Origin of the sequence: Variovorax sp. J22G73, assembly GCF_030317035.1 — a bacterium.
Lineage (GTDB): Bacteria > Pseudomonadota > Gammaproteobacteria > Burkholderiales > Burkholderiaceae_C > Variovorax.
This window is the reverse complement of record NZ_JASZYK010000004.1, coordinates 81,417-108,118: the sequence shown is the minus strand read 5'-3', so window position 1 is coordinate 108,118 and position 26,702 is coordinate 81,417. Positions and strand designations below refer to the sequence as shown.

Genomic DNA, 26,702 nt, shown 5'->3' with positions numbered 1-26,702 from the left:
TTCGTGGCATTGCGGGGTCAGGCATCAGGCATCAGGCGTCATGCGTTCGCGGCGTCGCGCGCCACGGCGCTGGGCGCGTGCTGCTGCCGCTGGCGTTCCATCGCGGTGAACATGGGCGCGAAGGCCGGGCGCTTCAGGTAGCGGCCGGTGCCGGCCTCGGCGCGCAGGTCGCCGTCGCGGTACACCCAGCGGCCGGCGCTCACGGTGTGCCTCGGCACGCCGGTGACCTGGCGGCCCTCGAAGATGTTGAAGTCGCTCTTGGAGTGCTGCGTTTTCACCGACAGGGTGCGGGTGGCCTTCGGGTCCCACACCACCAGGTCGGCATCGGCGCCGGCCTGCACCACGCCCTTGCGCGGGTACAGGTTGAAGAGCTGCGCCGCGTTGGTCGAGGTGACGCGCACGAACTCCGAGGGCGTGAGCCGCCCGGTGTTCACGCCCGCGTCCCACAGCACGGCCATGCGCTCTTCCACGCCGCCGCAGCCGTTGGGAATCTTCGTGAAGTCGTCGCGGCCCATGGCCTTCTGCCCGGCGCAGAAGGTGCAGTGGTCGGTGGCGGTGGTGTGCAGGTTGCCGCCCTGCAGGCCGCGCCACAGCATGGCCTGGTTCTCGCGCGAGCGAAAGGGCGGGCTCATCACGTGGGCGGCGGCGCGCGCGAAGTCGGGGTCGCGGTAGGCGCTCTCGTCCACCACCAGGTGGCCGGCCAGCACCTCGCCGTACACGCGCTGCCCGCGCGCGCGGGCCCGGGTGATGGCCTCCAGCGCCTCGCCGCACGACACGTGCACCACGTAGATGGGCACGCCCAGCACCTCCGCGATGGCGATGGCGCGGTTGGCCGCCTCGGCCTCCACCATCGGCGGGCGCGACAGCGGATGCCCTTCGGGCCCGTGAATGCCCTGGGCCAGCAGCTGCTGCTGCAGCATGGCCACCAGCTCGCCGTTTTCCGCATGCACGGTGGGCATGGCGCCCAGCTCCAGCGAGCGCTGGAAGCTCTTCACCAGGATCTCGTCGTCGGCCATGATCGCGTTCTTGTAGGCCATGAAGTGCTTGAAGCTGTTCACGCCGTGCTCGTGCACCAGCGTGCCCATGTCGCGGTGCACGCTGTCGTTCCACCACGTCACGGCCACGTGAAAGCTGTAGTCGCCGGCCGACTTCTCGGCCCAGCCGCGCCACATGCGAAAGGCGTCCATCAGCGGCTGCTGCGGGTCGGGAATCACGAAGTCGATGATGCTGGTGGTGCCGCCCGCCAGGCCCGCCGCAGTGCCGCTGAAGAAGTCGTCGGCCGCCACCGTGCCCATGAAGGGCAGCTGCATGTGGGTGTGCGGATCGATGCCGCCGGGCACCACGTAGGCGCCGCCCGCGTCGATCACCTGCGCGCCGGCGGGCGCCTGCAGGTCGAGGCCGACCTGCACGATGGCGTCGCCCTCGCAGAGCACGTCGGCCCGGTGTTCGGCATCGGCGTTGACCACCGTGCCACCGCGAATGAGTACGGTCATGGCGTGAGTTCCTTTTTTCGGTTGGGTTCAGCTGGGGTTCTTTAGCGGCGCGGCCAGGCCCTGGTGCCGCGGCGCGCGCGCCTTCATCAGCCCCAGGTACACCACGGCCGACAGCACCACGCCCACGAACCATGCGTAGGTGTAGATGGTCTTGAAGAGCTCCGGCGTGGAAGGCACGGCCTGCGGAAAGGCCGCGTTCAGGAAGCCCGGAATGTTGGGCAGCACGCCCACCACGAAGGCCGCCACCGCGGCCATGTTCCAGCCGTTGCGGTAGCTGTAGGGGCCGCTGCCGCGGTACAGCGCATCGACGTCGAGCTCCTTGCGGCGCACGAAGTAGTAGTCGGCAATCAGGATGCCCGCCACCGGCCCCAGCAGCGCCGAGTAGCCGATGAGCCAGGTGAAGATGTAGCCCTGCGTGGTCTCCAGCACCTTCCACGGCATCATCACGATGGCGATGCCGGCGGTGATGTAGCCGCCCTTGCGGTACGAGATCTTCTCGGGGTTGAGCGCCGAGAAGTCGTAGGCCGGCCCCACCAGGTTGGCCGCCAGGTTCACGCTCACCGTGTCGATCAGCAGGATGAGCAGCGCGATCAGCACGGCCGCGCCGGTCATGCGGCTGGCCAGGTCCACCGGGTCCCACAGCGCCTTTCCATAGATGACCACCGTGGCCGAGGTGACCATCACCGCCATCATCGCGAGCAGGCCCATGGGCGCGGGCAGGCCGATGACCTGGCCCACCACCTGGTCGCGCTGCGAACGCGAGAAGCGCGTGAAGTCCGGGATGTTCAGCGCCAGCGTGGCCCAGAAGCCCACCATGGCCGTGAGCGAAGGCCAGAACACCGCCCAGAAGAGCCCCGCCTTCTTGCCCCCGGGCTCGAACTGCGAGGGCTGCTCGAAGATGGGACCCAGGCCGCCCGCGCGCTGCACTGCCCAGTAGAGCAGCGCCACGCACACCAGGATCTTCAGCGGCGCGGTGTAGGTTTCGAGCCGGCGGATCGACTCGATGCCGTGCACCACGAAGTACAGCTGGATCGCCCAGAAGATCAGGAAGCACACCAGCTGCGCGCCGTTGATGCCCAGCACCGGCAGCTTGTCCCCGCCCAGCGGCTGGCCCATGAGCACGCCGACCAGCGTGTAGATCATCTCGCCGCCGAACCAGGTCTGGATGCCGTACCAGCCGCACGCCACGATGGCGCGCAGCAACGCGGGCAGCCGCGCGCCGCGCGTGCCGAAGGAGGCGCGCGCCATCACCGCGTACGGAATGCCGTACTTGGCGCCCGCGTGGCCGATGAGCAGCATCGGCACCAGCACGATCGCGTTGCCCAGGAACACCGTGAGCACCGCCTGGCGCCACGACATGCCGCCCTCGATCAGGCTGGCCGCCAGCGTGTAGGCGGGAATGCACATCACCATGCCGACCCACAGGGCCGCGAAGTGGTACCAGCGCCACGTTCGCTGCGCCAGCGTGGTGGGGGCGAGGTCTTCGTTCCAGAGGTTGGCGGCGGGGCCGCCGCCGGGCTGCGATGGGTTCGTCATGTGGGTTGTCTCCTGCGTGGGCTGTGTTGTTGTTCCCCTCCTGCCGCGGACCCGGTCTGCGCCGGGCTGGATCAAGCTCTCATCGGGTTGTTCGGGTGCGTGGTCCAGTTGGCGTACTGGCCGAGCACCGGGTGGCCGGTGCGCGCGTCCATCTCGCCGGGCTTCAGCGTGCGCATCGACAGCGCACCGGGCACCGGGCAGATGGACACGCACAGGTTGCAGCCCACGCACTCTTCCTCCTTCACCTCGAAGTAGCGCATGCCGTCCTTCGTGGCGCTGATGGCCTGGTGCGAGGTGTCTTCGCACACCACGTGGCAGCGCCCGCACTGGATGCAGGCGTCCTGGTGGATCACGGCCTTGTCGACGTGGTTGAGGTTGAGCTGCTTCCAGTCGGTGATGCTGCCGATGGCGCGGCCCTGCAGCTGCGCGAGGCTGGCGTAGCCCTTCTGGTCCATGAAGTTGGAGAGGCCGTCGCACAGGTCCTGCACGATCTTGAAGCCGTACACCATGGCGGCCGTGCACACCTGCACCGAGCCGCTGCCCAGCGCGATGAACTCCGCCGCGTCGCGCCAGGTCGAGACGCCGCCGATGCCCGAGATGGGCAGGCCCGCCGTCGACGGGTCGCGCGCGATCTCGGCCACCATGTGCAGCGCGATCGGCTTGGCGCCGGGGCCGCAGTAGCCGCCGTGCGAGCCCATGCCGCCGGTGTTGGGGAACATGGCCATGGCGTCCAGGTCCACGCCCATGATGGAGTTGATGGTGTTGATGAGGCTCACCGCGTCGGCGCCGCCCTTTTTCGCGGCGCGCGCGGCGGGGCGGATGTCGGCCACGTTGGGCGTGAGCTTCACGATGAGCGGCAGCTTCGAGTAGTGCTTGCACCACTCGGCCACCATCTGGATGTACTCGGGCACCTGGCCCACGGCCGCGCCCATGCCGCGCTCGCTCATGCCGTGCGGGCAGCCGAAGTTCAGCTCCAGGCCGTCGCAGCCGGTGTCTTCCACCATCGGCAGGATGTTCTTCCACGATGCCTCGGTGCACGGCACCATCACCGACGCGACCAGCGCGCGGTCGGGCCAGTTGCGCTTCACGCGCGTCATCTCCTCGAGGTTGGTGCGCAGCGGGCGGTCGGAAATCAGCTCGATGTTGTTGAAGCCCGTCACGCGGCGGTCGGCCGCGTACGACACCGCATAGCGCGGGCCGTGCACGTTGACCACGTTCGGGTCTTCGCCCACGGTCTTCCACACCACGCCGCCCCAGCCGGCCTCGAAGGCGCGCACCACGTTGACCTCCTTGTCGGTCGGTGGCGCGGAGGCGAGCCAGAAGGGGTTGGGGCTGCGGATGCCCACGAAATCGGTGCTCAGGTCTGCCATGTGAATTGCTCCTGTCGCGGCGGTGCGCGAACGGATGGGATGTAGGAAGGAGAGGGGAGAGGGACGGATACGCCGGCGCTTCAAGCGGCCCGCAGGTGCTGCACGTCCCGCAGGTGCCGGTCGATGGACAGCGCGGCCTGCTTGCCGTCTTCCACCGCCTCCACCGTCAGGTCGCGCCCGCCGAAGCGCGCGTCGCCGCCGGCCCACACCTTGGGCCGCGAGCTGCGGCATTCGGCGTCGGTGCTGATGCGCCCGCCCTGCAGCTGCACGCCGCCGTCTTCCAGCACCGTGGCCACGAAGCTCTGGCCGATGGCGCACAGCACCATGTCGGCCTGCAGCGCCAGGCTCTCGCCGGTTTCGACCAGCCGGCCGTCGACCAGCGCGGTGCGCGCGAAGTCGATGCCGCGCAGCACGCCGCCCTTGGCGCGCAGGGCCTTGGGCGCGGCCCAGTGCACGATGCGCACGCCGTTCTCCTTGGCCCAGCTCTGCTCGTCGGGCGAGGCGCCCATGCTCTGCTCGCCGCGCCGGTACACGATGCTCACGTCTTCCGCGCCGAGCTTGCGCGACTGCACCGCGGCATCGACCGCCGTCATGCCGCCGCCGATCACCACCACGTGGCGGCCGATGGCCACGTCGGCCGGCGACGCGGCCTGGCGCAGCTCGGCGATGAAGTCGACCGCGTCGCGCACGCCGGCCTGCTCGCCCAGCCCCAGCGTGTTCACGCCGGCCAGGCCCAGCCCGAGAAACACCGCGTCGTACCCGGCAGCGAGCGTGTCCAGGTGCAGCTCGCGGCCCAGCGCCTGGTTGTTGCGCACCTCGATGCCGCCGACCGACAGCAGCCACTCGATCTCGCGCTGCGCGAAGCCGTCCACCGTCTTGTAGCTGGCCAGCCCGTACTCGTTCAGGCCGCCGAGCTTGGGGCGCGCGTCGAACAGCGTCACCTGGTGGCCCAGCACCGCGAGCCGGTGCGCGCAGGCCAGGCCGGCCGGGCCCGCGCCTACCACGGCCACGCGCTTGCCGGTGTCGGCGCCGCGCACGAACAGCGGGGCGCCGGGCGCGTCGAAGAAGGCATCGGTCGCGTGGCGCTGCAGCAGCCCGATTTCCACCGGCTTGCTCTCGTTGGTGTTGCGCACGCAGGCCTGCTCGCACAGCACCTCGGTCGGGCAGACGCGCGCGCACATGCCGCCCAGCGGGTTCTCCTCGAGGATGGTGCGCGCCGCGCCGCGCAGGTTGCCGTCGGCGATGCGGCGGATGAAGGTGGGAATGTCGATGCCCGTGGGGCAGGCCGTCTGGCAGGGCGCGTCGTAGCAGTAGTAGCAGCGCTCGGCCTCGATGTTGGCCTGCACCACGTTCAGCGGTGGGTGGGCGTCGCAGAAGTTCTTCGCGTACTGGGCGGGGTCCAGGCGACCGGCGCGCACATCGGAGGCGATGTGCGCGGTGGGCGCGACGGGGTTCATCGTGCTGCTCATGGGCGTTCAGGCTCCAGGATCGTGGTGGGAATCTGTTTGCGACACGGGGGAGCGAGCCCTCGTGAAGTTTGACCAAGTGGTCGAATGTCGCGATGATTCAGCAAACGAAGGGTGCCGCCCATACACAGTTGGCGCGGCGCGCGAGAAAGTGTTTGCCGCCGATTTGCTGGCTGTCCGGTGCACCGGGCAGCACGCATCCTTCGGGCAAACCCTGTCTTTCGCCGGCCCGCGACCATCGACGCGCATGTCGAGTTCGAAGGAGACAAACGCAATGCAGAGTTCGAGCAACCCCACGCTCAATCCCGTGGCGCTCAACCCCCTGGCGCGCGACCTAGTGCAGCTTCCTCCGGCCCTGTCCGGCGCGGGCTGGATGCAGGGCCTCATGGGCGACATGAACCAGGCGGCCCCCGGCCTGGGCCTGGCGCAGCGCCTGGTGGAGGGCGTGGAACTCCGCGTGACCGACGGGCGCCTGGCGCCGGGCACCAAGATGCCCTCGGTGCGCGCGCTCGCGGGCAAGCTGGGCGTCAGCACCTTCACCGTCACCGAGTCGTACAGCGCCTTGCGCGCGCGCTCGGTGCTGGGCTCGCGCCCGGGCAGCGGCTACTACGTGCTGCACCGCCCCGCGCGCCTGGGCGACACCGCCGGCTTGCCCGAGGCGGTGCCGCGCATCACCGATGCTTCGGCCGGCCACGACCGCCCGCCGCCCGCCGAGTACCGCGGCGACGACCTGGTGCGCGAGGCCCTGCGCCGCGTGGCGCGCGCCGCGCCCGACTGGGAAGGCGGCGTGCGCCCCAGCTTCGGCCTGCCGCGCCTGCGCGAGCTGATCGCGGCGCGCCACCGCGCCGAGCTGCCTTCGCTGCTGCCGCAGCAGGTGATGACGGCCGCCGGCAGCCTGGGCGCCGCCATGTGCCTGCTGCAGGCATGGACCGAGCCCGGCGACGCTGTGCTGCTCGAGTCGCCCGCCTCGCGCCAGCTGCGCAACCTGGTGCTCACGCTGGGCCGGCGCATTCTCGAAGTGCCGCGGCGCGGCGCCTGCCTGGACATCGCCGCGCTCGACCTGCTCGCGCCGCGGCTGCCGGGCGACGGGCGCCGGCGCCTGCTGTTCGTGTCGACCGCCGTGTCCAACCCGCTGGGCGTGTGCATGAGCGCGCAGGGCGCGCACCAGGCCCTGCAGGCGGCCGAGCGGCACGACCTGCGCGTGATCGAGCTCGACACCTGGCGCGGGCTGTCGCCGGTGCAGGCGCCGAGCCTGGCCGCCATGGACGGGCTGCAGCGCGTGGCGCAGGTGGGCGGCGTGTCGACCACGCTGTCGGCCAAGCTGCGGCTCGCGCATGTGCTGCTGCCGCAGCGCTGGGTCGACGACCCAGCGCTGCGCTGCCTGCACACCACGCTGGGCCCCAGCGAGTTCGAAGAGCGCGTGGCCTGCGAGGTGCTGGCCGACGCGGGCTACCCGCGCTTCCTGCAGAAGCTCAACACGGCGCTGAAGATCGCGGGCGAGCGCACGCTCTCGCTGCTCACCGGCGCGGGCCTGCAGGCGCTGCACGTGCCCGACGGCGGCCCCTTCCTGTGCGCCGGCTGGCCGCCCGGCAGCGAGCCGCGCCCCGGCCCCGAGGCCGTGCTGCAGGAGGCGCGCAAGCAGGGCCTGCCGCTGGCCGCGGCGGGCGACTTCGGCGGCACGCCGCAGCCCCTGGCCTGGTACCGCTTCAACGTGGCGCAGTGCGGCGACGACCGGCTGGTGCGCTTTCTCGCGCGCATGAAGAACCCATGAGCGTCCCCCGCCCCCCCGCCGTCAAGCGCCAGGCCCGCCGGCAGAACCTCGAAAGCGCCATCCTCGCCGTGGCGCAGGAGCGCTTCGCCGTGCACGGCTACGGCGGCGTGTCGGTGGACGACATCGCGGCCGACGCCGGCCTTTCCAAGCAGAGCCTGCTGTACTACTTCCCCTCGAAGAAGGCGCTGTACCGGCGGGTGTTCAACGACGTGCTCGACGCCTGGCTGTCCAACCTCGACAGCCTGGCCGCCGCCGACCTCGACCCCTACGCCGCGCTGGAGCGCTACGTGACGCAGAAGCTGCAGTTCTCCTGGGACCACCCGTCGGGCTCGCGCCTGTTCGCGCAGGAAATCATTTCGCAGGCGCCGCAGTGCGCCGAGGACATCGAGGCCAAGCTGGTGCCCGCGTTCCGCGCCGAGGCGGCCGTGCTGCACCGCTGGATGGCCAACGGCGACGTGTCGCCGCTGCCGGTGGCGCACCTGCTGTTCACGCTGTGGGCCATGACGCAGACCTACGCCGACTTCGCGTGGCAGATGCGCATGCTGCTGGGCAAGAAGACGCTGGAGCCCGAAGACTTCGACCAGGCGCGCGAGACGGTCATGCGCATGCTCGAAGGCGCGCTGGGGCTGAAGAAGAAGCCGGCGTTGCCTGCTGCATAGACCGTGCAGGCCAGGCCAAGCCAGGCCAAGCTCAAGCGAGGTTCAGGCCGGCACCGGCGCCTCCCACGCGAAGCCCACGCCGTAGACCGAGCGGATCCAGTCGTGCTCGGGCGCCGCCGCGCCCAGCTTGCGGCGCAGGTTCTTCACATGGCTGTCGATGGCGCGCTCGGTCACGTCCACCGTGTCGTCGTAGGCCAGCTCGAGCAGCCGGGCGCGCGAGAAGATGCGCCCCGGGTGGCGCGACAGCACCTGCAGCAGCCCGAACTCGCGCCGCGTGAGGTTCAGCGGCGTGCCTTCGAGCGACGCGCGCCAGTGCACATCGTCCAGCACCAGGCCGGGAGCGTCGCCAGCGCCGTCCGCCGTCGAACCCGGCGCGCCGGGCGAACCCGAGGCCGGCCCGGCCGTGCGCCGCAGCACCGCGCGCACCCGCGCCACCAGTTCGCGCGGCGAGAAGGGCTTGCACACGTAGTCGTCCGCGCCCAGCTCCAGCCCGAGCAGGCGGTCGACCTCCTCGATGCGCGCGGTGAGCATGATGATCGGGTGCGCCGTGTGCTCGCGCGCGCGGCGCAGCACCTCGATGCCGTCCATGCGCGGCAGCATGACGTCCAGCAGCGTGAGGTCGGGCGGCGCGGCCACGATGGCCTCCAGCGCGCTGCGCCCGTCGGTGAAATGCGTGGTCTCGTAGCCCGCGTGGCGCAGGTAGTCCTGCACCACGGAGGCGATGTCGGCTTCGTCTTCGACGATGGCAATGCGTGTCATGGCGATGCGCTCAGTGGCAGGGTAAGGGTCACGCGCAGCCCGCCCAGCGGCGAGGCCGATGCGTCGATGGTGCCGCCGTGCGCCTCCACGGTGGCGCGGCAGATCGACAGGCCCAGCCCCGAGCCGCCGTGCTCGCGGCTGCGCGAGGTCTCGCCGCGGAACAGGCGGTCGAACAGGCGCGGCAGCTCGCTCTCTGGCACGCCGGGCGCGCTGTCGTCGAACAGCAGCGTGAGGCAGTTGCCGGTCCACGCGCCTTCCACCGTCACGTCGATGCGCAGCGCGCCGCCTTCGTCGGTGTAGGCCAGCGTGTTCTCCAGCAGGTTCATGAACACCTGGTGCAGCCGGTGCGCGTCGCCGTCGATCGTGGGTTGCGAGAAGCTGTCGATGCGGTCGACGGCGGCGCGGTCGACCTGCACGCCGCGCTTGGCGAAGCGGTCGCGCGTGTGGTCCAGCGCCTCTTTGAGCAGCGACAGCGGGTACACCGTGGCGGTGAGCACGTCGCTGCGCGGCTCGCGCATGCTGCTGCGCAGGTCGTCCACCAGCTGGCCCAGTCGGATCACCTGGCGGTGCAGGCGCAGCGCGGTGCGCTCGTCGAAGGTGCGCACGCCGTCCTGCAGCGCCTCTATTTCCGCGCGCATGGCCGCCAGCGGCGTGCGCAGCTCGTGCGCCGCGTCGGCCAGCCAGGCGCGGCGCGAGGCCTCCACCGTGTCCAGCCGCTGCGCCATGTCGTTGAAGGTCTTGCCCAGCAGCGCCAGCTCGTCCGAGCCCTGCACTGCCACGCGGGTGGAGAGCCGCCCGCGCGCCACGTCCTGCGCGGCCTGCGTGAGCTCGTCGATGGGCTTGAACCAGCGCCGCGCCAGCAGCCACGACAGCACCAGCGCAAAGCCCAGGCCGCACAGGCCGGTGAGCACGATCACGCCCGACTGGCGCGCGATGAAGGCGCGGTCGGCCTCGCTCTCCAGCCCCTGCAGCGGGGCCAGCGCCAGATAGCCGACGACCGACTTGTTGTGCCGTATCGGCATGCGCGCGGCGTTGGCCAGGTCGAGGTCGGCGCCGACCACGCGCGCGCCGCCGGCGTCGAGCACGGCCAGGCGCTGGAAGATGGAGTCGTGCATGCCGCGCGGATCGGGAAACACCCAGGGCGGCGGCATGCCCGGCAGCCGGCGCGGCAGCAGGTCGAGCTGCGGGGAGGGCGGTGGCGGCGGCGGGGCGTTGACGTCGACGGCACCCGTGGTGCCGGTGGTGGAGGTGGTGGAGGTGGTGCCGGTGGTCCCGGTGAGGCCACCCGGCGTTCCGTCGGCGGCATTGCCCGGCGGTGCTGCGCGCATGGCGCGGTACTCGTACCAGGGCGGCAGCCGGCGCTCGTCGCCGTTGGCGGCGGCGCTGTCGAGCACGTTGGCGAAGCGGCCCATCTGCAGGCGCTGCCAGGCGTCTTCGTTGTCGCGCAGGTTCTTCCAGTCGCCGGTGGCCACGTAGTTCTTCAGCACCAGCTGCGCCAGCCAGTCCATGCGGCGGATCTCGATCTCGGCCACGTAGGAGCCCAGCCCGCGCTGCAGCGCAATGATCGACAGCCCCGCGAAGCTGATGAGCAGCACGATCAACAAGGCAGCCAGCGCCAGGAAGATCTTGCGGGAAAGGGTCAGTTGCGGCATGGGCGGGAGGCGGGCATGGCCGCATTCTGCGACATGCATGGGAGGCGGACCGGCGTGAGGTGAACAGGGCGCGAACGGCGTCGCGCAGGGGTGGAAACGGTGCGAAAACCGATGATGTCGGCCGAATGTGGAGGAAATTGGGAGAAACCGGCCGCGCCCTTGCGCGCTCCTTTTTCTTTGCCTGTTCTCCATCTTTTCTCCCGGATGCGGCCGCAGCATGGGCCCATGAATCCGGAACTGAGACTGGCGCTGCTGGGTGCGATCACCGTGTTTTTCTGGCTGGTCGCCCAGGCATGGACGCTGCTCGTGCTGTGGGCCGAGGGCTGCGCCACGCGGCCGGCCCGACCCGGAGCCACCCCCGAGGAGAAGACACCATGACCCTTTCGAACTCCCCCGCCCTGGGCCGCCGCGGCCTCCTGGCCAGCCTGGGCGCGGCCACGCTGGCGGCCACGGCACGCACCGCAGGTGCCACCGGCGCCACCAGCGCCACTGCCGCCACCACACAGAAGCTCCCGCTCACCGCGCAGACCACCGAGGGCCCGTACTACCTCGACGTGGCGCAGGTGCGCAGCGACATCACCGAAGGCCTGGAGGGCGTGCCGCTGCAGGTGCGCTTCACCGTGTGCGACACCGCCGGGCGGCCGCTGCCCCGGCTGCGCGTGGACCTGTGGCACTGCGACATGCAGGGCCGCTACTCGGGCTTCGGCGGGCAGGGCGACGACCGCTCGGGCGCCTTCGAGGGCAAGACCTTCCTGCGCGGCAGCCAGTTCACCGACCGCGACGGCATCGCTGCCTTCGCCACCGTGTACCCGGGCTGGTATGCGGGGCGCACCACGCACATTCACATGAAGGTGCTCAACGGCGCGCGCGCCGTGCTCACCTCGCAGTTCTTCCTGCCCGATGCGCTGAGCGAGTTCCTCTACACGCAGGTTTCGCCGTACCAGCGCTCGCGGGTGCGCGACACGCTCAACAGCGTCGACGGCATCGCGCTGCGCGCCGGCGACACCGTGCTGGGCGCGGTGCGCGAAGAGCGCCAGCGCTACGTGGCCACGCTCGCGCTGGTGGTGGACCCGGCGGCGAACCCGGTGGTCGACCGGCCCCTGCAAGGCGGGCCGGGCATGTCGGGCATGTCGGGGCCGCCGGGAATGCCGGGAATGCCCGCGATGCCAGGCATGACCGGGGCGCCGGGCCCGCAGATGGGCGCAGGCTTGCGGCCCGGTCGCCCGCGCACGCTGGAAGGCGCCGCGCGCATCAAGGCCCTGGTGCCGCCGCGCCCCGCGGGCTGACACGAGCAAACGTCCGCGCCTCCATCAACCCGCCGGCCGGTCTGCGAAGCTGAAGCCCACCCCATACACCGAGCGGATCCAGTCGTGCAGCGGCGCGACGTCCGCCAGCTTCTTGCGCAGGTTCTTGATGTGCCCGTCCACCGCGCGCTCGTTCACGTCGAGCGCGTCGAAGAACGCCGCCTCCAGCAGCTTCGCGCGCGTGAACACGCGCCCCGGGTCGTTCGACAGCGCGCGCAGCAGCAGCCACTCGCGGCGCGTGAGCGCCAGCGGCCGGTCTTCCAGCCGGGCGTTGCCGCGCGTGCCCGGCGCGCTGTCGAGCTTCACCGCGGCGGAGGGCCGTCCGGCGGCCAGCACCGCATCGCGCATCGCATGCCGGCGCAGCACCGTGTTCACGCGCGCCACCACCTCGCGCGGCGAGAAGGGCTTGCACACGTAGTCGTCGGCGCCCATGTCGAGCGCGCGCAAGCGGTCGTGCTCCTGCGCGCGCGCCGTCAGCATGATGATCGGGTGGTTGCTGTGCGAGCGCACCTGCTGCAGCACGTCGATGCCGTCCGAGATCGCCCGCGTGGCCACGCCCGCGGTCTTGCCCACCACGGCCGGTGCGGGCTGCTGCGCGGGCGGCAGCACGATGTCGAGCAGCGTGAGCGCCGGCGGCGCCGTCAGGATGCGTTCCAGCGCCGCCGCGCCGTCGCCGATCTGCTCCACCTCGTGGCCCGCGCCGTGCAGGTGCGCGAACAGCTCCGCGCGCAGTTGTGCGGCGCTGTCGCGCCCGTCTTCCACCAGCAGGATGCGTCCCATGGCTGCGGCCCTCCGGCTCAGAAAGAAGTGCCGATCTGGAACTGGAAGCGCTGCGTGCGGTCGGCCGCGATGTTGTTGGCCGTGTCCTCCTTCTGGTACAGCAGCGGCAGCGCGTACGCCAGGCGCAGCGGCCCCAGCGGAGAGATCCAGCTGATGCCGATGCCGGTGGAAGCGCGAATGCGGTTCTGCGCCTTCCACTGCGCGTCGGTCATGCTCGCCGTGCGGTCGGCAAACACGTTGCCCGCGTCGAGAAAGGTGTACAGCCGCAGCGTCTTGTCGTTGCCCGCGCCGGGAAAGGGCGTGCTGAACTCCATGTTGAAGATCGCCTTGCGCGTGCCGCCCAGCGAGCCCGCCGTGACCGCGTCGGTCGGGCCCAGCGAGTTCTGCTCGAACCCGCGGATAGAGCCCAGCCCGCCCGCGTAGAAGTTCTTGAAGATCGGGAACGTGCTGTTGCCCAGCGCCCGCGCGTAGCCCAGCTGCCCGTTCACGGCCAGCGTGTACTGCTTGGACAGCGGAAAGTACTGCTGGTACTGGTAGTTCGACTTCATGTAGCGCAGCTCGCTGCCCACGCCCACTTCGAGGTTGGCGCTCTGCAGCACGCCGCGCGTGGGCACCAGCGCGCTGTCGCGGTCGTCGCGCGACCAGCCCAGCGTGGCCGGAATGCCCACGATGCTCGAGCTGGCGCAGCTCACGCTCGGCGCGGTGCCCGTGCACTTGAAGTAGTCCAGGTAGGCCTGCGGCGTGGCCGTGTACACGTAGGAGCCGTCCACCAGCGCATAGGTGCCGTTGGTGCCCGGCGTGAACGAATAGCGCTCCACGCCGATGCCCAGGAACACCGTGTCCTGCTCGCCCACCGGAAAGCCGAAGCGCACCGAGCCGCCGTCGCTCGCGAGCTTGTAGTTGCCGTCGGCCTCGTAGTAGGGCCGCGTGGTGGTGTGGAACACGTTCAGCGTGCGCGAGATGCCGTCCTTGGTGAAGTAGGGGTCGGTCGCGGTCAGCGAGATGGTGCGGTTGTACGAGCTGGTGTTCACGTTCAGCCCCAGGTAGTTGCCGCTGCCGAACACGTTCTCCTGCGTGATGCCGAAGGTGAGCGACACCTTGTCGGTCGACGAATACCCCGCGCCCAGCTGCAGCGAGCCCGTGGGCTTCTCGGTGACGCTCACCGCCAGGTCGACCTGGTCGGGCGAGCCGGGCACGTCGACCGTGTCGACGTTCACGTCGGTGAAGAAGCCCAGTCGGTCGATGCGGTCGCGCGAGGCGCGGATCTTGTTGCCGTCGTACCAGGCGCCTTCGTACTGGCGAAACTCGCGGCGTATCACTTCGTCGCGCGTCTTGGCGTTGCCGCCGATGTTGATGCGCCGCACGTACGCGCGCCGCGAGGCCTCGGCACGCAGCACCATGGTCACGCGGTTGTTCTCGCGGTCGATCTCCGGCTCGGCCTTCACGCGCGCGAAGGCGTAGCCGAAGGTGCCGAAGTAGTCGCTGAAGGCCTTGGTGGTGGCGGCCACTTCTTCGCCGTTGTATGGCGCGCCGGGGCGGATGGTGACCAGCGTCTTGAACTCGTCTTCGCGGCCCATGTAGTCGCCCGCGAGCTTCACGCCGGCCACGACGAACTTGTGGCCTTCGGTGATGTTGATGGTGAGGGTGAGCGTCTGGCGGTCGGGCGAAATCGCGACCTGCGAGGAGTCGATGCGAAATTCGAGATAGCCGCGCGTGATGTAGTACGAGCGCAGGGTTTCGAGGTCGCCGTTGAACTTGGTGCGCGAATACTGGTTGGACTTGGTGTACCAGTCGAGCCAGCCGCCGGTGTCCTGGTCGAACAGGTCGAGCAGGGTGCTTTCGCTGAAGTCCTTGTTGCCGACCACGTGCACTTCCTTGATGCGCGCGGACTCGCCCTCGGTCACGGTGAAGGTCAGGTTCACGCGGTTGTTTTCCAGCGGCGTGACGGTGGTCACGACCTGTGCGTTGTAGAGGCTGCGGCTGATGTACTGCCGCTTGAGCTCTTGCTCGGCGCGGTCGGCCAGCGCCTTGTCGAAGGCCTGCCCTTCGGCCAGGCCGATCTCGCGCAGCGCCTTCTGCAGCGCGGCCTTGTCGAACTCCTTGGTGCCGACGAAGTCGACGTCGGCCACCGTGGGCCGCTCTTCGACCACCACCACCAGCACGTTGCCGTTCACGTCGATGCGCACGTCCTTGAACAGGCCCAGCTTGAACAGTTCGCGAATGGCGTTGCTGCCGCGCTCGTCGCTGTAGGTGTCGCCCGCCTTCAGGCCCATGGTGGCGAACACGGTGCCGGGCTCCACGCGCTGCAGGCCTTCGAGGCGGATGTCCCGCACGGTGAACGGATCGGTGGCCCATGCGGGAAGCGCGGCCAGCGAGGCAAGCAGCACGGCGGCCGCTGCGAGGGACTTCGGTAGATGCATCGCCGCATGGTCTTCGCCAATGTCGGAGAAATTTTGGACTTCCCCGTGGCGCTCGGGGCTGTGTTTTGGCTTTACTTTTCTTTGTTCAGCGTGTGGTCAGGGTGCTCGTCTCTTGGGGCTCTGCAGTGCGTTCTTTCGGTGTTTTTTAACCCGGCGGCCTGTTCACACGCCACGAGCAGCAGCAACAACTACTGCAAAACCAGAGCGCGAGTAGCGCCCTGTATCTCCAACAGCCGCTCCGCAGTTCGATCGATACCTTCCGCATCCATCAGCCGGTAGGTGCGCGCCGTGCGGCCGTTGTTGCGAACCAGGCGTGCGATGTAGGGCAGGTCTTGCTGCGTGATGACAGCTGCCGGCATCACGCCTTCCAGCTCGACGCCTTCGCACGGCAACAGCACGAAGTACTGGAGCCGCAGGTCGTCGGGCAACAGGCTGCGCAACTGCGTCGTCTTGCGTCCGCCCTGCCACGCCGGGTCTTTCACCTCGCGTGCGTTCTTGCAGCCGTTGATGCGCAGGAACCAGCGTGGTGGCGACTCGTCTGACTTCTCCCGGTAGACGAAGGCGTTGCGCCAGGCCTTGATTTCGAAGAGGTATACGCCTGTCTCGCAGACCAGCACCGCGTCGATGCGGGCCGTGCGCGCCGCATGCCCTTCGGGCATCGGAATGACGAGGTTGCGAAGAATGCGCAGGTGCGAAAAGGTGGGGCTGAACGCGCTGGCGAGCTGCTGCACGCCCAGCGTCGAGGCAGTGTCGCTGTGCAAGGCAATGGTCATTGGGTGGCTCCTTCGGTTGCGGAGCATCGCGCGGCTTTTGGGAGATTTTTCGTACGAGGTGTTTTCACGGCGAGTGCACGTGCATGCGCTTCACCGCCACTTCACATGCGCCCCCGCAACTTTTTCTGCGAACACGCGGCGTTCTCAAGATTCCTCCGAATTTGGACGAGAGCATGCGTGCCGGCGGCTCGATGAAGAGCAGCCCGCAACGCCACAACGAGTTTTTTCAATGAACCGAATCCCGATCCGTTTTCTTGCAGCCGCGCTGGCGGCCGGCAGCCTCGCGGGCTGCATCGTGCTGCCCCCGCCACCCATGCCCTACCGTCCGCCGCCGCCGGGCTGGCGCGGCGAACCGCCGCCGATGTCCTACGGTCCCGCCGGTGGACCACACAGGCCGCCGTCGCCCGAATGGCGCGAAGGCTGCAGAGGCTCCGAGGACCAACGCGGCGCGCCCGGCCCCGTCCCCGGCAGCGACTGCGCACGCACCGCGCCGGGCGAACCCGAGGCGCCGCCTCAAGGGGCTCGCTGATGGCGGCCGCGGGGCAACTGCAAACCGGCAGCCTCGGCGTGGTCATTGCCAGCGTGATCGCGCTGGGGCTCGGCGGCGTGGCGTGCCTGATGGCGTCGCTGTTCCTCGCCAACCTGCGCCAGGGCGCGAAGGCGCGCGAGCTGGCCGCGCAAGCCCGGCAGCACGCGCGGCAGCGGCTGGAAGACAGCCGCGTGCAAGACCTGCGGCCGCTGCTCGATGCGGCGTCGTGCGAGGCAGGCGGCAAGCCGCTTCGCGTCGACCTCCACTTACCACCGCAAGCCGTGCCCGTGCTCGCGATAGAGACCGAGCTGCGCGAGCTGCTCGCCAAGGTCACGGCCTATGCGGCCAGCGTGATGCATGCGGGGGCCACGCTGCAGGTGCGCGCGCACACCGAAGGCGAACAGGCGGTGATCCATTGGCACGACCTCGATGCCGTCGATGCGCGGCCGCCGCTCGCGCGCTTTTTCGACGGCGCGCACGCCGCGGCGGCGCTCGCGAGCGCCAGGGCGTGCGAGCGCATTGCCAGCGGGCACGGAGGGCGCATCTACTCGGCGCCGGACGCGGGCGGCGTGCTGGGGCTGACGTTGCGCTTGCCGCTGCTGCAGGCGTAGCGAACTCCAGCTTCAACGCGGGCCCCCGGCCCAGGCCAACATGGACAAACGGTAATGAAACCCCTGCGCTTTCTCTGCTTCAATCGCGGCTAGGATGGCCCCGGCGGCACCCGGATGGACGGTGGGCCGGCCGACTCCATCGCCATGAGCATCCGAACGCAGTCACTCCCCGATCTTTCTTCCCTCCCGGCCCGTCCCGTTGCCCCGCGCGGGGTCATGGCGCCGGCGTGCTAAACGCCACCGCCATGTGGCGCTGCCTCATCGTGGAGGACGACGCCGACAACGCGCGCTACATCGCCGAGGGCTTCCGCTCGCTCGGCCATGTGGCGGTGATCAGCCGCGACGGCGCCGACGCGCTCGCGCGCGCCACGGGCGAGTCGTGGGACCTGGTCATCCTCGACCGCATGCTGCCCAACGACGTGGACGGGCTGTCGATCCTCTCGACGATGCGCGCCCTCGGCAAGAAGACGCCGGTGCTGGTGCTCAGCGCACTGAGCGCGCTCGACGAGCGCGTGCGCGGGCTGAAGGCCGGCGGCGACGACTACCTGGCCAAGCCCTTCGCGTTCTCCGAGCTCGCCGCGCGCGCCGAGGCGCTGGTGCGGCGCTCGCGCACCGGGCCCGAGATCCGCACGCTGCAGCTGGCCGACCTCACGCTCGACCTGGCGCGCCGCCACGTGGAGCGCGCCGGCCGGCCCATCGCGCTGCAGCCGCGCGAGTTCAGGCTGCTGGCGTACCTGATGATGCATCCGGGCCAGGTGGTCACGCGCACCATGCTGCTGGAGGCGGTGTGGGACTACCAGTTCGACCCGCAGACCAACGTGATCGACGTGCAGGTGAGCCGCCTGCGCGGCAAGCTCGACGCGGGCGGCGCGCCCACGCTGATCCACACCGTGCGCGGCGTGGGCTACACGCTGGCCCCGCCAGAACAACAACAGCAACAGCCACCGCAATGACCCAGGCCCTGCGCCAGCTGTGGCGCTCGGTGGGCTTCAGGCTCGCCTTCTACTACGGGCTGCTGGTGGCCATCACCATGCTGGCGGCGCTGGCCATCGTGTACATGCAGACGGTGGGCGTGCTGCAGCAGCGCATGGTGCGCCAGGTGGCCGCGAGCATGCAGCAGCTCATGGTGCGCTACGACGCGCGCGGCACCGACGGCGTGGCGGGCGAGATATCGAACGCGCTGTCGGACGGGCGCAACTCCGACAACGAGATCTACCTGCTGACCGACCGCGACGGCGACAAGCGCGCCGGCAACCTCGACCAGATGCCCTCGGCCGCCCCCGACGCGGGCGACGGCGTGCACCGCCGCGTGGTGCGCGCGGGCCAGACGGTGGTGGCGTACATCGTGATCCGCCACCTGCCGGACGGCGGCCAGCTGGTGGTCGGGCACGACCTGCGCGACCAGGAGTCGATCGAGTCGCTGGTGGCCAGCGCCAGCGCGGCGGCGGGCATCGTGGCGGTGCTGCTGCTGATCGGCGGCACCTTCGTGTTCCGCCAGGAGCTGGAGCGCAGCGTGGGCGCGGTGCGCCGCACGGCCGCGCGCATCGCGGCCGGTGAGCTGCAGGAGCGCGTGGCGCCCTCGGGGCAGGAGGACGAGTTCGCGCTGCTGGAGCACGACATCAACGCCATGCTCGACCGCATCCAGTCGCTGATGGACGGGGTGCGCCACGTGTCCAACACCATTGCGCACAACCTGCGCACGCCGCTCACGCGGGTGCTGGTGCGGCTGCGCACGGTGGAGGAGGCGCTGCAGGCGAAAGAGGGGCGCGACCCGGAAGGTCCGCAAGGCCCGCACGATCACCCGCAGCGCGAGGCCGTGGCCACCGCCATCCGCGAGCTGGAAGAGCTGGCCGTGGTGTTCGAGAAGCTGCTGCAGATCGCCGAGGTCGAGGCCGGCGCGCGCCGCCAGCAGTTCGCGCCCGTGGCGCTGCACGTGATTGCCGACGACGTGGCCGAGCTGTACGAGGCGGTGGCCGAGGCGCGTGGCATCGTGCTGCTGCGCGAGCCCGCCGACATGGCGGTGGCGCTGGGCGACCGCGACCTGCTCGCGGGCGCGGCGGCCAACCTGCTGGACAACGCGCTGAAATACGCCGGCAATGCGGTGGAGGGTGGCACCGGCGGCACCGGCGGCACCGGCGCCACGGTGCGCATCGGCACGCACACCGTCGACGGCCGCGCGCAGCTCTTCGTGCAGGACAACGGCCCCGGCATTCCCGCGGCCGAGTACGAGCGCATCGGCGTGCGCTTCCACCGGCTGGACCGCAGCACGCCGGGCCACGGCCTGGGCCTGGCCAGCGTGCAGGCGGTGGTGGCGCTGCACGGCGGGCGGCTGCAGTTCGCCGATGCGCGCCCGGGCCTGCGCGCGTGCATCGACCTGCCGATGGCGGACGACTGAACGCACCGCGCGCGCCCGCCACATTGCCGAACGGCAATGTGTTGGTCATACACAGCAGCGCCCCGAATTCCTAGGATCGCTCGGCGCACAACCTGTGCCGATCAACGCAGTTCCAGGAGACATCAACGGTGAGAATCAAGAGTCAGAGAGACTTCTGCTCGGGCGTGCTTTTCAGCGCCTTCGGCGTGGCCTTCGCATGGGGCGCCACGACCTACAACGTGGGCTCGGGTGCCCGCATGGGGCCCGGCTACTTTCCCCTGATCGTGGGCATCCTCATTGCCCTCATGGGCGTGGCCATCACGCTCAAGGCGCTCAGCGTCGAGACGGAAGACGGCGAGCCCATCGGGCGCATCGCATGGAAGCCGCTGGTGTTCATCATCGGCGCCAACCTCATCTTCGGGGTGCTGCTGGGCGGGCTGCCGAGCATCGGGCTGCCGTCGATGGGGCTCATCGTGGCCATCTACGCGCTGACCTTCATCGCCAGCCTGGCGGGCGACAACTTCGGCTGGAAGGGCGTGACCGTGCTCGCCTCCATCCTCGCGCTGGGCAGCTACCTGGCCTTCGTGGTGGCTCTGAAGCTGCAGTTCCAGGTGTGGCCGACCTTCATCGCGGGCTGATTCACAGAAGAACAAGAAGACAAGACACATGGACCTGATTACCAACCTCTCGATCGGCTTCGGCGTCGCCTTCACGGCGCAGAACCTCGTCTACGCCTTCGTCGGCTGCCTGCTGGGCACGCTCATCGGCGTGCTGCCGGGCATCGGCCCGGTCGCGACCATCGCGATGCTGCTGCCCGCCACCTACGCGCTGCCGCCCGTGTCGGCGCTGATCATGCTGGCCGGCATCTACTACGGCGCGCAGTACGGTGGCTCGACCACCGCCATCCTGGTCAACCTGCCGGGCGAATCGTCTTCGGTGGTGACCGTGATCGACGGCTACCAGATGGCGAGAAAGGGGCGCGCCGGACCGGCGCTCGCCGCGGCCGGGCTGGGCTCGTTCTTCGCGGGCTGCGTGGGCACGCTCATCCTGGCTGCCTTCGCGCCGCCGCTGACCGAGCTGGCCTTCAAGTTCGGCCCTGCCGAGTACTTCTCGCTGATGATCCTGGGCCTGATCGGCGCGGTGGTGCTGGCCTCGGGCTCGCTGCTGAAGGCCATCACCATGATCCTGTTCGGCCTGGCGCTGGGCCTGGTCGGCACCGACGTGAACTCGGGCGTGGCGCGGTACAGCTTCGACATTCCGGAGCTCACCGACGGCATCGGCTTCATCGCCATCGCCATGGGCGTGTTCGGCTACGGTGAAATCATTGCCAACCTGGCCGTGCCCGAGCATGAGCGCGAAGTGTTCACCGCCAAGGTGAAGGGCCTGTGGCCCACCAAGCAGGACTTCAAGGACATGACGCCCGCGGTGCTGCGCGGCACGGCGCTGGGTTCGGCGCTGGGCATATTGCCCGGCGGCGGCGCGCTGCTGTCGGCCTTCGCGGCCTACACCATCGAGAAGAAGATGAAGCTCAAGGCCGGCGAAGTGCCGTTCGGCAAGGGCAACATCCGCGGCGTGGCGGGCCCCGAGTCGGCCAACAACGCCGGCGCGCAGACCTCCTTCATTCCGCTGCTGACGCTGGGCATCCCGCCCAACGCGGTGATGGCGCTGATGGTGGGCGCCATGACCATCCACAACATCCAGCCCGGCCCGCAGGTGATGACCAGCAACCCCGAGCTGTTCTGGGGCCTGATCGCCTCGATGTGGATCGGCAACCTGATGCTCATCGTGCTGAACCTGCCGATGATCGGCATCTGGATCAAGCTGCTGACCATTCCCTACAAGTGGCTGTTCCCGTCGATCGTGCTGTTCTGCGCGGTGGGCGTGTACTCGGAGAACAACAACACCTTCGACGTGTGGATGGTCGCCATCTTCGGCATCGTGGGCTACCTGTTCCTGAAGCTCAAGTGCGAGCCCGCGCCGCTGCTGCTGGGCTTCATCCTCGGGCCGATGATGGAAGAGAACCTGCGCCGCGCGCTGCTGCTGTCGCGCGGCGACTGGAGCGTGTTCGTCACGCGGCCGCTGTCGGCCGGGCTGCTGGTGGTGGCGGGCCTGCTGCTGGTGATCGTGCTGCTGCCTTCGGTGAAGGCCAAGCGGGAAGAGGCTTTCGTCGAGGAGTGACGGGCATCGAAAGGGCGCTGAAAGCCTCTGCAGCCTCAAGAGCCATCAAAGCCTCTGGAGGGTGAGAGACCCGTCGCGGCGGCACCATGGAACTCCGGGTCATACTCGCGGTCCCATGGTTCCGCCGCTTTTTCTCTCGATGCCGAACGTGCGCCCCTTCGCCTTGCCGACCCTTCTTCGTGCCCTCGCCGCCGGCGCCGCCCTTGTCGTCGCGTGCGGCTTGCATGCCCAGTCCCTGCCGCCGGGCGTGCGCCTGGGCATGTCGGCCGAGGAGCTGCAGGCTGCCGTGCCCGCCGCGCAACGCGTGCCGCGGCCCCAGCGCCTGAGCGGCGGCCTGGTCGGCAACTGGCACGGCGCGCCGGTCGAGATGGCGGGCCTGCTGTTCGAGCCGACCTTCTTCTTCGCGGCGTCGGAACTGCGCCGCGTCGAGTACGTGGCCACCGCGCAGGCCACGCCGGACAACGGCGCCTCGGCCTTCGCGGCGCTCGTGCAATGGGGCCGCGGCGTGTTCGGCACCGAGCTTGCGTCGCGCGACCCCGGCAGCGCCTATGCGGCCTGGGTGAGCAACGACACCGACGTGTACGTGCAGCAGGTGAGCGACCCGCGCCGTGCCAGCGTGCGCCTGGTGTACAAGGCGCGGCAGCTGCGCGACGGCAGCGAACTCTGAAAAAGAAGGGCCGCAGTGGCCCTTCTTTCGCATTCGCGGCTTCTTCCGAATTTTGGAGCGGTGAGCTTCAACCCGCTTCGCGCGACGCCAGCTTGCGCAGCACGCCTGAAAGCTCCTCGACGTCCACGGGTTTCAGCAAGTGGTGGTCGAAGCCGGCGCGCGCAATGCGCAGCCGGTCGTCGGGCTGGCCCCAGCCGGTGAGCGCGACCAGCCCCATGCCATGCAGCTGCGGGTGCGCGCGCAGCCGCCGCGCCAGCTCGCAGCCGTCCATGCCCGGCATGCCGATGTCCAGGATTCCGAAAGACGGGCTAAAGCTCTCGGCCTTTTCCAGCGCCTCGGGGCCGCTGAAGGCCACCGCGGTCTGCGCGCCCAGCAGGCCGAGCAGGGCCGCGAGCGACTCCGCCGCGTCGCGGTTGTCGTCCACCACCAGGATGCGATGCATCGAGGCGATGGCCTCTTGCGCCGCGTCGGCCTTCTTGCCGGCGCGCACGCTGTGGTCCAGCAGCGGCAGCGAGACGATGAACTCGCTGCCCTGGTCGGGCCCCTCGCTGCGCGCGGCGACGGTGCCGCCATGGAGCTCGACCAGGCTCTTCACCAGCGTCAGGCCGATGCCCAGGCCGCCCTGCGCGGCGCGCGCCGTGTCGCTCACCTGCACGAACATGTCGAAGATGGCGCCGAGCATGGCCTGCGGAATGCCCGCGCCGCTGTCCTTCACGCGCACCACCGCGTGGCCCTGGTCGTCGCGCTCGACGAACACGTCGATGCGCCCGCCCTCCGGCGTGTACTTGGCGGCGTTGTTCAGCAGGTTGGAAAACACCTGCGTGAGGCGCACGCTGTCGCCCTCGACTGCGAGCGAGCTGTCGGCCATGTGCAGCGTGAGCGTGTGCTTGCCCGCGTCCATCAGCGGGCGGCTGAGCTCGACCGCGCCGCGAATGACCTGGTCGAGCGCGAGCTCGGCGATCTGCAGCTCGATCTTGCCGCGCGTGATGCGTGACACCTCCATCAGGTCGCTCACCAGCCGCACCATGTGTTCCAGCTGCCGGCCCATGAGCTCGTAGTAGGGCAGCGCGGCTTCGGGCGCCAGCGCCTTGCGCTTGAGGATGGCCAGCGCCGTGCTCAGCGGCGCCATCGGGTTGCGCAGCTCGTGTGCCAGCGTGGCGAGGAATTCGGTCTTGCGCTTGTCGGCCTCGTTGAGGTCTTCGAGGATGCGGCGCAGCTCGTACTGCCGCCGCCGCGCGCGCAACGCGCTGCGCAGCGCGCTCACCAGCGAGGCCACGCGAATCGGGCGCTCCAGCACGGTGACGTTGGCCATGCCTTCCATGGCGGTCGCGATGGCGCGCGAGTCCGCGCCCTGGCGCGCCAGGATCAGCACCGGCAGGTCGGACCACGGGGGCTGGGCCGCGACCGCGGCGGCGAGCTCGGTGGCGCCGTTGCCGGCGAGCACTTCCTCGGACACCAGCAGCGCGCCCGCGCCATGGCCGATTTCGCGCAGCAGCGCGGGCAGGTTGGGGCACACCTGGGTCTCGATGCCGGCGTGCGAGAGCACGGCGGAGGCCATCACTGCGTCCTTGGCGGTGGCGGTCCGCATCAGCACGCGAAGCTGGGGCTCGCGCAGCTCGGGTTCGCGAGGCAAGGTGTCGCGCTGCGGGGTGTCGCTCGGCGGCTTCGCGGCCGCCGGGTGCGTGGTCGTGTCCGTCACTGCGGGGGTGCGGCAATGCCGTCGATCGGCACCGGCACACCGGTCAGGATGCCGCGGAAGTGGCGCAGCGGCTCGCCCACGTTCAGGCCCGTGGTGTCCATCGAGAACGCGCGAATGGAGCGCTCGTGCGCGCCGCCGCGCTTCTTGAGCACCGAGATCGCCTGGCGCACCTCGCCGTCGGCCTCGAAGTAGCGCAGCAGCACCACGGCGTCGGCCAGGTAGCTGGCGTCGACCGGCGTCTGCATCTGCATGCCGATCAGCCCGTGTTGCGCGCCGACCAGGATGGTCGCCACGCCCGACTGGCCGAGGTAGGTCAGCAGCTCGTGCAGCTGCACGATCAGAAAGCGCTCGTCGGGCATCGCGTTCAGGTAGCCGTTCAGGCTGTCGATGACCACCACCTTCGCGCCATGCTCGGTCACGGCCAGGCGAATCTCGTGCACCAGCTCGCCGGGCGAAAGCTCCGCCGGGTCGACCTGCTTGATGCGGATCTGGCCCGACTGCAGGTACGGGTCCAGCGTCATGCCCAGGCCCGTGCAGCGCGTGCGCAGGGTGTTGACGCTCTCGTCGAAGATGAAGAGCGCAGCCGATTCACCGCGCTTGGCGGCCGCGATGGCGAACTGCACCGCGACCGACGACTTGCCCGTGCCGGGCGCGCCCACCAGCAGGGTGCTGGTGCCGTTCTCGAGCCCGCCGCCGAGCAGCGCGTCGAGTTCCTCGATGCCGCTGGGCAGCTTGGTGAGCGCGGCGTCGTTCACGTGCTCGGCCGCTACCAGGCGCGGAAACACCTGCAGCCCGCCGCGATGGATCTTGTAGTCGTGGTAGCCGCCGCGAAACGACTGGCCGCGGTACTTCACCACCAGCAGGCGGCGGCGCGACGCACCATAGTCGGAGTTCGACTGTTCCAGCCGCACCACCGCGTGCGCGATGCTCTGCACCTGCAGGTCGTGCTCGGTGGCGGTCATGTCGTCGAGCAGCAGCACGGTGCACTGGCGGCCCGCGAAGAACTGCTTGAGCGCCAGGATCTGGCGCCGGTAGCGCAGCGAGGTGCCCGACAGCAGGCGCAGTTCGGACAGCGAGTCGAACACGATGCGCGAGGGCTTCAGCGCCTCCACGTCGCTCAGGATGCGCAGCGTGGTTTCGCTGAGTTCCACCTCCGAGGGGTGGAACATGGTGTATTGCTCTTCGGGCTGCAGGCTGTCCTGCGTGGGGAGCATCTCGCGCACATGGATGCCCGACACGTCCCAGCCGTGCGAGGCGGCCACGCCGCGCAGCTCGGTCTCGGTTTCAGAGAGGGTGACGTACAGCACCGACTCGCCGCGCGCCACGCCTTCGAGCAGGAACTGCATCGCGATGGTGGTCTTGCCGGCGCCGGGCGTGCCTTCGAGCAGGTACAGCCGGTTGGGCTCGAGGCCGCCGCCGAGCACGTCGTCCAGCCCGGGCACGCCGACGCTCAGCAGTCTGTGGGAGTCCGGCGCCATGTTGCTCCTCCGTGATGAGAATCGTGGTTAGAAAAAGGTTTGATACCAAATTCAATCATCGAAGCAACGTGGCGCGTGCAGGACGGCGCCGCGTGGCGCGGCGTGCGCCGACGCGTCAGGGGCGTCAGGGGCGGGTGGCGGAGTTGTCCTGCACCGCGCGTCGGAATCGTCCGGCTGGCGGGCGGGGGAGGGCGTGGACACTGCCCTTCCGGCCCCGGCCGCACCCTCACACCCCTCACCCTTAGCTCTTCAGGAGAAGACGATGCGCGAAGACACCGAGATCCGCATTCCCCAGGACGATGAACGGATCGACGTCACCGATCTCAAGGAGGTCGACTACTGGACCCAGTGGTTCGGCGTGAGCGAGGAGCGGCTGCGCACCGCCGTGGCGTCGGCGGGCACGGTGAAGGACGACCTGCGCATCTATCTCGGCCTGCCCTGAGCCGGCCAGCAAATCACCCGGGTTAGCCGACGGGCCAATGACCCGGGCCGGCCTCTGCATTCAGAGGCGCTGTTTCACCCCGCGGCCAGCATGCCGCGCTCTTCGATGAACGCCACCACCTCGGCCACGCCCGTGTGGGTCTTCAGGTTGGTCATCACGTAGGGGCGCTGGCGGCGCATGCGCTGCGTGTCCTGTTCCATCACGTCGAGGTTGGCGCCCACGTAGGGCGCGAGGTCGGTCTTGTTGATCACGAAGAGGTCGCTCTTGGTGATGCCCGGGCCGCCCTTGCGTGGAATTTTCTCGCCCGCGGCCACGTCGATCACGTAGATCGTCAGGTCCGACAGCTCGGGGCTGAAGGTGGCGGCGAGGTTGTCGCCGCCCGACTCGACGAACACGATGTCGGCGTTCGGAAAGTCTTCCAGCATGCGGTCGATGGCCTCGAGGTTGATGGAGGCGTCTTCGCGGATCGCGGTGTGCGGGCAGCCGCCCGTTTCCACGCCCATGATGCGTTCGGCCGGCAGCGCCCCCGCAACGGTCAACAGGCGCTGGTCTTCCTTGGTGTAGATGTCGTTGGTGATGGCGATGAGGTCGTACTTGTCGCGCATCGCCTTGCAGAGCATTTCGAGCAGCGTGGTCTTGCCCGAGCCGACCGGGCCGCCGATGCCCACGCGCAGCGGGGGCAGTCTCTTGGTGCGATGGGGAATGTGGTGCAGGGCGGAGGTCATGTCGGGGGTCCGTTCG

General features: G+C 69.7%; 24 protein-coding genes. 12 read left to right on the top strand and 12 right to left on the bottom strand.

The window, feature by feature from the left end:
- Positions 1-38 precede the first annotated feature (38 nt).
- The 4 genes from hydA to QTI51_RS16895 form a co-directional block, all read right to left on the bottom strand.
- A complete protein-coding gene (gene hydA, locus QTI51_RS16910; protein ID WP_116909211.1) occupies positions 39-1,493 on the bottom strand; it encodes a dihydropyrimidinase in 1,455 nt (484 codons plus the stop codon).
- A 27-nt stretch (positions 1,494-1,520) separates the two neighbouring features.
- Positions 1,521-3,029: an NCS1 family nucleobase:cation symporter-1 gene (locus QTI51_RS16905; protein WP_116909210.1), complete on the bottom strand. Its 1,509-nt coding sequence runs from the start codon at positions 3,027-3,029 to the stop codon at positions 1,521-1,523.
- A 71-nt stretch (positions 3,030-3,100) separates the two neighbouring features.
- On the bottom strand, positions 3,101-4,399 hold the full coding sequence (gene preA, locus QTI51_RS16900) for an NAD-dependent dihydropyrimidine dehydrogenase subunit PreA (RefSeq protein WP_116909209.1): 1,299 nt from the start codon (positions 4,397-4,399) through the stop codon (positions 3,101-3,103).
- A gap of 80 nt (positions 4,400-4,479) precedes the next feature.
- Complete coding sequence (locus QTI51_RS16895) at positions 4,480-5,868, bottom strand: NAD(P)-dependent oxidoreductase (protein WP_207786677.1); 1,389 nt, start codon at positions 5,866-5,868, stop codon at positions 4,480-4,482.
- A gap of 271 nt (positions 5,869-6,139) precedes the next feature.
- Between QTI51_RS16895 and QTI51_RS16890 the strand changes: the two genes are divergently transcribed.
- A complete protein-coding gene (locus tag QTI51_RS16890) occupies positions 6,140-7,636 on the top strand; it encodes an aminotransferase-like domain-containing protein (RefSeq protein ID WP_165840312.1) in 1,497 nt (498 codons plus the stop codon).
- Entirely contained in the window at positions 7,633-8,295 is a 663-nt protein-coding gene (locus QTI51_RS16885; RefSeq protein WP_116909208.1) for a TetR family transcriptional regulator C-terminal domain-containing protein, read from the top strand. The genes QTI51_RS16890 and QTI51_RS16885 overlap by 4 nt, the downstream gene beginning before the upstream one ends.
- Before the next feature lie 42 nt (positions 8,296-8,337).
- Here the strand turns inward: QTI51_RS16885 and QTI51_RS16880 are convergent, their stop codons facing one another.
- Positions 8,338-9,054, bottom strand: coding sequence for a response regulator (locus tag QTI51_RS16880; protein WP_116909207.1), 717 nt, complete (start codon positions 9,052-9,054; stop codon positions 8,338-8,340).
- On the bottom strand, positions 9,051-10,706 hold the full coding sequence (locus QTI51_RS16875; RefSeq protein ID WP_116909206.1) for an ATP-binding protein: 1,656 nt from the start codon (positions 10,704-10,706) through the stop codon (positions 9,051-9,053). The genes QTI51_RS16880 and QTI51_RS16875 overlap by 4 nt, the downstream gene beginning before the upstream one ends.
- A gap of 225 nt (positions 10,707-10,931) precedes the next feature.
- Between QTI51_RS16875 and QTI51_RS16870 the strand changes: the two genes are divergently transcribed.
- Together QTI51_RS16870 and QTI51_RS16865 are read left to right on the top strand one after the other, a co-directional pair.
- The gene (locus QTI51_RS16870) at positions 10,932-11,084 is read left to right on the top strand and encodes a hypothetical protein (RefSeq protein WP_165840311.1); all 153 of its coding nucleotides are present in this window, start codon (positions 10,932-10,934) and stop codon (positions 11,082-11,084) included.
- Entirely contained in the window at positions 11,081-11,992 is a 912-nt protein-coding gene (locus QTI51_RS16865) for an intradiol ring-cleavage dioxygenase (RefSeq protein WP_116909205.1), read from the top strand. Before QTI51_RS16870 ends, QTI51_RS16865 begins: the two co-directional genes overlap by 4 nt.
- A gap of 24 nt (positions 11,993-12,016) precedes the next feature.
- Here the strand turns inward: QTI51_RS16865 and QTI51_RS16860 are convergent, their stop codons facing one another.
- From QTI51_RS16860 to QTI51_RS16850, 3 genes are all read right to left on the bottom strand, one after another.
- Entirely contained in the window at positions 12,017-12,790 is a 774-nt protein-coding gene (locus QTI51_RS16860) for a winged helix-turn-helix domain-containing protein (RefSeq protein ID WP_116909204.1), read from the bottom strand.
- Positions 12,791-12,807: 17 nt separating this feature from the next.
- Positions 12,808-15,210, bottom strand: a complete 2,403-nt coding sequence (bamA, locus tag QTI51_RS16855) for an outer membrane protein assembly factor BamA (protein WP_116909203.1) — start codon at positions 15,208-15,210, stop codon at positions 12,808-12,810.
- 188 nt (positions 15,211-15,398) lie between these two features.
- On the bottom strand, positions 15,399-15,983 hold the full coding sequence (locus QTI51_RS16850; RefSeq protein ID WP_116909202.1) for a nuclease-related domain-containing protein: 585 nt from the start codon (positions 15,981-15,983) through the stop codon (positions 15,399-15,401).
- Between the two features lie 229 nt (positions 15,984-16,212).
- Between QTI51_RS16850 and QTI51_RS16845 the strand changes: the two genes are divergently transcribed.
- The 7 genes from QTI51_RS16845 (at position 16,213) to QTI51_RS16815 (ending at position 22,342) form a co-directional block, all read left to right on the top strand.
- On the top strand, positions 16,213-16,512 hold the full coding sequence (locus tag QTI51_RS16845; RefSeq protein WP_132748760.1) for a hypothetical protein: 300 nt from the start codon (positions 16,213-16,215) through the stop codon (positions 16,510-16,512).
- Positions 16,512-17,123 carry an ATP-binding protein gene (locus QTI51_RS16840; protein ID WP_207786676.1) on the top strand — a complete coding sequence of 204 codons (612 nt, stop codon included), beginning with the start codon at positions 16,512-16,514 and terminating at the stop codon, positions 17,121-17,123. Before QTI51_RS16845 ends, QTI51_RS16840 begins: the two co-directional genes overlap by 1 nt.
- 245 nt (positions 17,124-17,368) lie before the next feature.
- Positions 17,369-18,076, top strand: a complete 708-nt coding sequence (locus tag QTI51_RS16835) for a response regulator transcription factor (protein ID WP_116909201.1) — start codon at positions 17,369-17,371, stop codon at positions 18,074-18,076.
- Positions 18,073-19,518: a sensor histidine kinase gene (locus QTI51_RS16830; RefSeq protein ID WP_116909200.1), complete on the top strand. Its 1,446-nt coding sequence runs from the start codon at positions 18,073-18,075 to the stop codon at positions 19,516-19,518. Before QTI51_RS16835 ends, QTI51_RS16830 begins: the two co-directional genes overlap by 4 nt.
- 128 nt (positions 19,519-19,646) lie before the next feature.
- Positions 19,647-20,135, top strand: coding sequence for a tripartite tricarboxylate transporter TctB family protein (locus QTI51_RS16825; protein WP_116909199.1), 489 nt, complete (start codon positions 19,647-19,649; stop codon positions 20,133-20,135).
- Between the two features lie 28 nt (positions 20,136-20,163).
- On the top strand, positions 20,164-21,675 hold the full coding sequence (locus QTI51_RS16820) for a tripartite tricarboxylate transporter permease (RefSeq protein WP_116909198.1): 1,512 nt from the start codon (positions 20,164-20,166) through the stop codon (positions 21,673-21,675).
- A 115-nt stretch (positions 21,676-21,790) separates the two neighbouring features.
- A complete protein-coding gene (locus QTI51_RS16815) occupies positions 21,791-22,342 on the top strand; it encodes a hypothetical protein (protein WP_286516131.1) in 552 nt (183 codons plus the stop codon).
- A gap of 67 nt (positions 22,343-22,409) precedes the next feature.
- Here QTI51_RS16815 and QTI51_RS16810 read toward each other — a convergent pair whose 3' ends face one another.
- Both QTI51_RS16810 and QTI51_RS16805 read right to left on the bottom strand, forming a co-directional pair.
- Positions 22,410-24,041, bottom strand: coding sequence for a hybrid sensor histidine kinase/response regulator (locus QTI51_RS16810; RefSeq protein WP_286516132.1), 1,632 nt, complete (start codon positions 24,039-24,041; stop codon positions 22,410-22,412).
- On the bottom strand, positions 24,038-25,519 hold the full coding sequence (locus QTI51_RS16805) for an ATPase domain-containing protein (RefSeq protein WP_116909196.1): 1,482 nt from the start codon (positions 25,517-25,519) through the stop codon (positions 24,038-24,040). Before QTI51_RS16805 ends, QTI51_RS16810 begins: the two co-directional genes overlap by 4 nt.
- A 262-nt stretch (positions 25,520-25,781) precedes the next feature.
- On the opposite strand from QTI51_RS16805, the gene QTI51_RS16800 reads away from it, so the two are divergent.
- A complete protein-coding gene (locus tag QTI51_RS16800) occupies positions 25,782-25,961 on the top strand; it encodes a DUF3606 domain-containing protein (protein ID WP_116909195.1) in 180 nt (59 codons plus the stop codon).
- Between the two features lie 74 nt (positions 25,962-26,035).
- Here the strand turns inward: QTI51_RS16800 and ureG are convergent, their stop codons facing one another.
- Entirely contained in the window at positions 26,036-26,686 is a 651-nt protein-coding gene (gene ureG, locus QTI51_RS16795) for an urease accessory protein UreG (RefSeq protein WP_116909194.1), read from the bottom strand.
- Positions 26,687-26,702 lie beyond the last annotated feature (16 nt).

What these genes read in the sequence shown, in the direction of transcription:
- QTI51_RS16860 (WP_116909204.1), bottom strand. Translation starts at nt 12,790, where the DNA reads ATGGGACGCATCCTGCTGGTGGAAGACGGGCGCGACAGCGCCGCACAA.
- QTI51_RS16885 (WP_116909208.1), top strand. Translation starts at nt 7,633, where the DNA reads ATGAGCGTCCCCCGCCCCCCCGCCGTCAAGCGCCAGGCCCGCCGGCAG.
- QTI51_RS16820 (WP_116909198.1), top strand. Translation starts at nt 20,164, where the DNA reads ATGGACCTGATTACCAACCTCTCGATCGGCTTCGGCGTCGCCTTCACG.
- QTI51_RS16870 (WP_165840311.1), top strand. Translation starts at nt 10,932, where the DNA reads ATGAATCCGGAACTGAGACTGGCGCTGCTGGGTGCGATCACCGTGTTT.
- QTI51_RS16865 (WP_116909205.1), top strand. Translation starts at nt 11,081, where the DNA reads ATGACCCTTTCGAACTCCCCCGCCCTGGGCCGCCGCGGCCTCCTGGCC.
- ureG (WP_116909194.1), bottom strand. Translation starts at nt 26,686, where the DNA reads ATGACCTCCGCCCTGCACCACATTCCCCATCGCACCAAGAGACTGCCC.
- QTI51_RS16905 (WP_116909210.1), bottom strand. Translation starts at nt 3,029, where the DNA reads ATGACGAACCCATCGCAGCCCGGCGGCGGCCCCGCCGCCAACCTCTGG.
- hydA (WP_116909211.1), bottom strand. Translation starts at nt 1,493, where the DNA reads ATGACCGTACTCATTCGCGGTGGCACGGTGGTCAACGCCGATGCCGAA.
- QTI51_RS16815 (WP_286516131.1), top strand. Translation starts at nt 21,791, where the DNA reads ATGGTTCCGCCGCTTTTTCTCTCGATGCCGAACGTGCGCCCCTTCGCC.
- bamA (WP_116909203.1), bottom strand. Translation starts at nt 15,210, where the DNA reads ATGCATCTACCGAAGTCCCTCGCAGCGGCCGCCGTGCTGCTTGCCTCG.
- QTI51_RS16805 (WP_116909196.1), bottom strand. Translation starts at nt 25,519, where the DNA reads ATGGCGCCGGACTCCCACAGACTGCTGAGCGTCGGCGTGCCCGGGCTG.
- QTI51_RS16850 (WP_116909202.1), bottom strand. Translation starts at nt 15,983, where the DNA reads ATGACCATTGCCTTGCACAGCGACACTGCCTCGACGCTGGGCGTGCAG.
- preA (WP_116909209.1), bottom strand. Translation starts at nt 4,399, where the DNA reads ATGGCAGACCTGAGCACCGATTTCGTGGGCATCCGCAGCCCCAACCCC.
- QTI51_RS16835 (WP_116909201.1), top strand. Translation starts at nt 17,369, where the DNA reads ATGTGGCGCTGCCTCATCGTGGAGGACGACGCCGACAACGCGCGCTAC.
- QTI51_RS16800 (WP_116909195.1), top strand. Translation starts at nt 25,782, where the DNA reads ATGCGCGAAGACACCGAGATCCGCATTCCCCAGGACGATGAACGGATC.
- QTI51_RS16890 (WP_165840312.1), top strand. Translation starts at nt 6,140, where the DNA reads ATGCAGAGTTCGAGCAACCCCACGCTCAATCCCGTGGCGCTCAACCCC.
- QTI51_RS16845 (WP_132748760.1), top strand. Translation starts at nt 16,213, where the DNA reads ATGAACCGAATCCCGATCCGTTTTCTTGCAGCCGCGCTGGCGGCCGGC.
- QTI51_RS16875 (WP_116909206.1), bottom strand. Translation starts at nt 10,706, where the DNA reads ATGCCGCAACTGACCCTTTCCCGCAAGATCTTCCTGGCGCTGGCTGCC.
- QTI51_RS16830 (WP_116909200.1), top strand. Translation starts at nt 18,073, where the DNA reads ATGACCCAGGCCCTGCGCCAGCTGTGGCGCTCGGTGGGCTTCAGGCTC.
- QTI51_RS16880 (WP_116909207.1), bottom strand. Translation starts at nt 9,054, where the DNA reads ATGACACGCATTGCCATCGTCGAAGACGAAGCCGACATCGCCTCCGTG.
- QTI51_RS16895 (WP_207786677.1), bottom strand. Translation starts at nt 5,868, where the DNA reads ATGAGCAGCACGATGAACCCCGTCGCGCCCACCGCGCACATCGCCTCC.
- QTI51_RS16840 (WP_207786676.1), top strand. Translation starts at nt 16,512, where the DNA reads ATGGCGGCCGCGGGGCAACTGCAAACCGGCAGCCTCGGCGTGGTCATT.